The 4,538-nt window shown below is 63.1% G+C and carries 5 protein-coding genes and 1 tRNA gene; 1 reads left to right on the top strand and 5 read right to left on the bottom strand.

Going from position 1 to position 4,538, the window contains the following annotated elements; genetic code table 11:
* From EOC06_RS10515 to EOC06_RS10500, 4 genes are all read right to left on the bottom strand, one after another.
* Positions 1–847, bottom strand: an 847-nt coding sequence (locus tag EOC06_RS10515) for a BMP family ABC transporter substrate-binding protein (RefSeq protein ID WP_245469466.1), incomplete at its 3' end; no start/stop codon positions are given.
* Between the two features lie 208 nt (positions 848–1,055).
* Positions 1,056–1,721, bottom strand: a complete 666-nt coding sequence (gene msrA, locus EOC06_RS10510; RefSeq protein ID WP_128307698.1) for a peptide-methionine (S)-S-oxide reductase MsrA — start codon at positions 1,719–1,721, stop codon at positions 1,056–1,058.
* A gap of 100 nt (positions 1,722–1,821) precedes the next feature.
* Complete coding sequence (locus tag EOC06_RS10505) at positions 1,822–2,145, bottom strand: hypothetical protein (RefSeq protein WP_127266916.1); 324 nt, start codon at positions 2,143–2,145, stop codon at positions 1,822–1,824.
* A 307-nt stretch (positions 2,146–2,452) separates the two neighbouring features.
* Positions 2,453–3,157 (bottom strand): hypothetical protein, encoded by a 705-nt coding sequence (locus EOC06_RS10500; RefSeq protein WP_245469465.1) that lies wholly within the window; start codon positions 3,155–3,157, stop codon positions 2,453–2,455.
* A gap of 362 nt (positions 3,158–3,519) precedes the next feature.
* Between EOC06_RS10500 and EOC06_RS10495 the strand changes: the two genes are divergently transcribed.
* A tRNA-Ser gene (locus tag EOC06_RS10495) sits at positions 3,520–3,609 on the top strand.
* 189 nt (positions 3,610–3,798) lie between these two features.
* Here the strand turns inward: EOC06_RS10495 and EOC06_RS10490 are convergent.
* Positions 3,799–4,538, bottom strand: a 740-nt coding sequence (locus tag EOC06_RS10490; protein ID WP_164898535.1) for an FAD-binding oxidoreductase, incomplete at its 5' end; no start/stop codon positions are given.

The following is a 4,538-nucleotide window of genomic DNA, read 5'->3' as shown; positions in this document are numbered from 1 at the left end:
CGCCTTCCTTGAGGCCCAGATTCTCGACTCCGCCCTTGAAGGTGCCGTTCTTGCCGTCCATGAAGGCGGTGTAGACGGCGACGTCGACGCGCTTCAGCATCGAGGTCAGCACCTTGCCCGGCTGCAGGCCGTTCTGGTTGGAATCGACGCCGATGCCGAGCTTGCCGGCATCTGCCGCCGCCTGCAGCACGCCGACGCCGGTGCCGCCTGCCGCGGCGTAGATCACGTCGGAGCCCTGGTCGATCTGCGTCTTGGCGATCTCGCCGCCCTTGGCCGGATCGTTCCAGGCAGCCGGCGTGTCGCCGGTCATGTTCTGGATGACATCAGTCGCACCCGCCGACTTGGCGCCGCCGACATAGCCGCATTCGAACTTGCGGATCAGAGGGATATCCATGCCGCCAACGAAGGAGACCTTCTTGGACTTAGAGGCCATCGCCGCCAGGATGCCGACGAGGTAGGAGCCCTCCTGTTCCTTGAACTTCAGCGACCGCACGTTCGGCAGATCGACCTGGTCGTCGATGATGGCGAAGTTCAGGTCGGGATATTCGGCGGCGACCTTGGTCAGCGCGTCCGTCCAGGCAAAGCCGGCCATGACGATCGGGTTGCGGCCGTCCTCGGCGAAGCGGCGCAGCGCCTGCTCACGCTGCGAGGCATTGGAGACCTCGAATTCGACGTATGCCGTGCCGGTTTCCGTCTTGAATTTCTCGGCGCCGTTGTAGGCAGCCTCGTTGAAGGATTTGTCGAACTTGCCGCCGAGATCATAGAGGATGGCCGGCTGGACATCCGCGGCGAAAGCCGGAAGAACCATTGCGGTTGCGGCCAGGAGGCCGAGAACGATACGTTTCATGTGATCCACACCCTGTCGGTTATTTTTTCCGTTATGCACCGCATGCCTGCCCGGTTCTCCGGCAGGCATACGACGTCAGCCAGGAGTGTACTCCCTCCCGCTCGGCGGCAATCTGGCATGGCCCGAAACAAAATTCACGCGGAATTTTGACCTTTTGGAAAAGCTTGGTGCGGACAAGCCGCACCGCAGCTTGTCCTTGCGCCAAGTGTCAGGCGGAGGCGGCGGCAGGGATGGCGCAAGCGACGCCGGTGCCTTTGAGGTTGCACTTGCCGTAAGGGTTCTTCGCCAAATATTGCTGGTGATCGGCTTCGGCGAAGTAGAATTCGGCCGCCGGCGCGATCTCGGTGGTGATCCTGCCGTGGCCGGCACCGCGCAGCGAGGTCTCATACGCATCGCGCGAGGCGCTCGCCGCCCGCAATTGCGCCTCGTCGCTCGTGTAGATCGCGGAGCGATAGGTGGTGCCGACATCATTGCCCTGGCGCATGCCCTGCGTGGGGTCGTGGCTTTCCCAGAACAGCCTCAGAAGCCCAGCATAGGAGACGATCTCGGGGTCATGGACCACCAGCACCACTTCGGCATGACCGGTAAGCCCGGTGCAGGTCTCCTGATAGGTCGGATTGGGGGTGAAGCCGCCGGCATAGCCAGCCGCGGTGACCCAGACGCCTTCGATCTGCCAGAACAGCCGCTCCGCACCCCAGAAGCAGCCCAGTCCGAACATCGCCGTCTCCAGCCTCTCGGGATAAGGACCCTTGAGCGATCTTTTCAAGACCTTGTGTCTGGATGCGGTCGGGATCGCCTTGGCGCGGCCCGGCAGGGCCTCGGAGGGCTTCGGCAGATTGAGCTTCTTGTTCAGCATGTCGCTGAGAAAGAACATGCGCGGCTCCTCTCCGGGTGAAACGCAAGAAGCCGCATGACGGCGGCTTTGTTTGAGCATCGGATTCCCAAAACCGGCAACCGCTTTTGGGTCCGATGCTCTAGGTGGCGGCGAACTGCCCAGCACGCGGTGGCCGCCTGTAGCCTATCGCATAGAGCAGGAAAGCCAGCACCGCGAACACGGCGAAGCCCGGCTGGTTCAGCACCCAGGCGACGGCGCCGTCCCACAGCAGCGGGCTGGCCTTGGTTCGGATGAAGGTTTCGAAGGCGGCCCTCGTGTCGGGCGAGACCGCCAGCCAACTGGTGTTGAGCGGGGTCAGCACCAGCACGGAGGCCGCCACGGTGCGTGTCGCGTCGAGCACCGCCATGATGACGGAAATCGACAGCGCGATCATTGCGGCAAGACGAAAGACGAAGCGAAACATTAGAACCCTCCTCCGGGCTGGTCCCCTCCCGAGGGGCCTTTCAGAGATAGAATGCGCATGGCTGGATCGCAATCGCCATACGCGAATTTGCAGACTCCAAACTCAGGTCAACAGAAGGCCGGACGACAGTCGGTTGGGTAGCTATTCATTGACATGTGAGGGCAGCTATGCTAACAATTTCGGCATGGTGCTGACTTGCGCCGACGACCCGCCGCACAGGCGGGTTTTTGCGTTTGGTGCCTCGCAAACCGACGTGCCGGCGAAGTCTTCAAAGACCGGGTGACCCGGATTCGTTGCTCTGCGCGAATTATGCGGCCGGCTTCCTTTTGCGCCGATGGACACGCCAGACGGCGAAAACGCCGCCGCCAATGGCGCCGATCACCAGGCCGGCCAGGCCAGCGAACACGGCGAAATAGCCGCAGGCGCCCTCGAAACAGCTCATCTCGGTGGCATCAGCGATCACCGAGCCGATGGCGAATCCGCCCACGGCGCCGATGACCGCGCCCAGGACGATGCCGAGCAGCGCGGCGACGACCGAGACGAAGACAGGCGGGCTTTCGGTTTCCGGATTGACATAAACGGCATCGGCTTCGGATCCACGGCGCAGCAGATAGATGCAGAGGACCCCGATGGCGAGTTGAGCAGCGGTGATGGCAAGCGCCTGGCCCGAAAAGACGAAATCCGAAATCGTCAGTGCACAGGCCTGCCAGGCCACCAGCCAGATGATTGTGGCGACCTGCCAGATGGTGAACTGGCGCGGGAAACGGGCCGAGCGGCCGAAGGCGAGGCCGAGCAGGTAAAGCCCCCACAGGATGGTGATGATGTCGACGGCGAGCCCGCCATAGACAAGGTAAAACACGCTGTCTGGTAGGCCGGTGGCGCCGACCGCGGGCCAGACGGAGATCAGGCCGTAGACCGACCACGCCATGACGAAGACGAGCCAGCCCACCGGCACGAAGGAAAGCCCGCTGTCCGGCCGCCTGACTGGCGTCTGTCCATTGCTCGATGTCATGTCCGCACAATGCCCCCGCAAAGCCTCGGCACCCGACAGGCAACTCCGGGGGAAGTCAAGGGCGGCCGGCCCGGCGGTCGTGCCTGTGCACACCATTGCAGCGGCGGCGCCCGTAAAAACGGGCATGCCGGCCGCCTTGTGAAACACTGTGTGGCCGGCAAAGCGAATAGACTGCCGTTATGGCTTGGCATTCGGCGCCGGATCGACTAGATGAGCCCCGCGCCTGTTGCTTCGACGGCTCAGGTGTGGGGAAGGGCGTTCGCTGGTTGGCGGCGCCGGCGCGGATTTCCACGCCTCAGCCCCAAGGGAGGTGCATCTCCCCAACCCGCACGGCGAAACCGGCCGACGCGACATGCATGGACGGAGAGGTGGCCGAGTGGTTGAAGGCGCACGCCTGGAAAGTGTGTTTACGGGAGACCGTAACGCGGGTTCGAATCCCGCTCTCTCCGCCAGTTTGCATAGGTGTGATCAAGATAGGCGCGCCCAGGCAATATGATCTGGCGCAGGCTGCCGACGCTCATCGCGATCTCGAGGCCAGGAGGACAACCGGGGCGCTTGTGCTTGGTGCAATCTCGAACACGACCGACGTCCCGTGATGAATTGCTTCGCCAAATCAAAACGGGGTGGTCGATCGTCTCGCCCTAGATCACCGCTTCCTCGAGGAACGGCTCGTTGCGCTCTATGCGCTCGTAACAGAATGGCGACAGATCGAGCGTCTGGAAAGCCCCGTGAACGATAAGTTCTGAAACTCCCCGGCCCACGGCTGGCGACTGTTGCAGCCCGTGCCCCGAGAAGCCGTTGGCAAACATGAAATTGGTCACCTGCGGGTGGAAGCCGACGATGCCGTTGTGGTCGAGCATGTTGTACTCGTAGTGGCCGGTCCAACTGGTCTGGACCTTGAGTGCGTCGAAAGACGGAATGCGGTGCCAGAGTGCCGGCCAGATGTAGTCGTCGAACTCTTCATGGTGCATTTCAAAGTCGTCGTAGCCGGCCGGTCCGTCGCCCTGCGGCGTGTTGCCGGTGAGAAAAAGCTCGCCTTCGGGACGCACGAATGTTCCGGAAAGGTCGATGACATTGGGCATCCGGCCGGGGATCGGGTTGGCGCTGGCGAAGACGAAGCTGTAGCGCTTGTAGGGCGCGACCGGGATCGACAGGCCGGCCATGGCTGCCACCTGCTGCGCGCGCGGGCCCGCGGCGTTGACCAATGTTCCGCAACGAACCGTCTGTCCGGTCGCGAGGCGCACCGAGATGACCCGTCCATCGGCAATATCCAGCCCTGTCGCTGCATTGTCGATATACTCGACGCCGCTGGCGCGGGCGGCGCGGCGGAAACCGTTCATCAGCCCCACGGAATCGAACCAGCCCTCTTCCCTAGCCCCCC

The sequence above is a fragment of the Mesorhizobium sp. M7A.F.Ca.MR.362.00.0.0 genome (assembly GCF_004023175.1).
GTDB lineage: Bacteria > Pseudomonadota > Alphaproteobacteria > Rhizobiales > Rhizobiaceae > Mesorhizobium.
The sequence above is the reverse complement of the archived record's forward strand: the minus strand, read 5'-3'. Positions and strand labels throughout refer to the sequence as shown.

What these genes read in the sequence shown, in the direction of transcription:
- msrA (WP_128307698.1), bottom strand. Translation starts at nt 1,721, where the DNA reads ATGTTCTTTCTCAGCGACATGCTGAACAAGAAGCTCAATCTGCCGAAG.
- EOC06_RS10505 (WP_127266916.1), bottom strand. Translation starts at nt 2,145, where the DNA reads ATGTTTCGCTTCGTCTTTCGTCTTGCCGCAATGATCGCGCTGTCGATT.
- EOC06_RS10500 (WP_245469465.1), bottom strand. Translation starts at nt 3,157, where the DNA reads ATGACATCGAGCAATGGACAGACGCCAGTCAGGCGGCCGGACAGCGGG.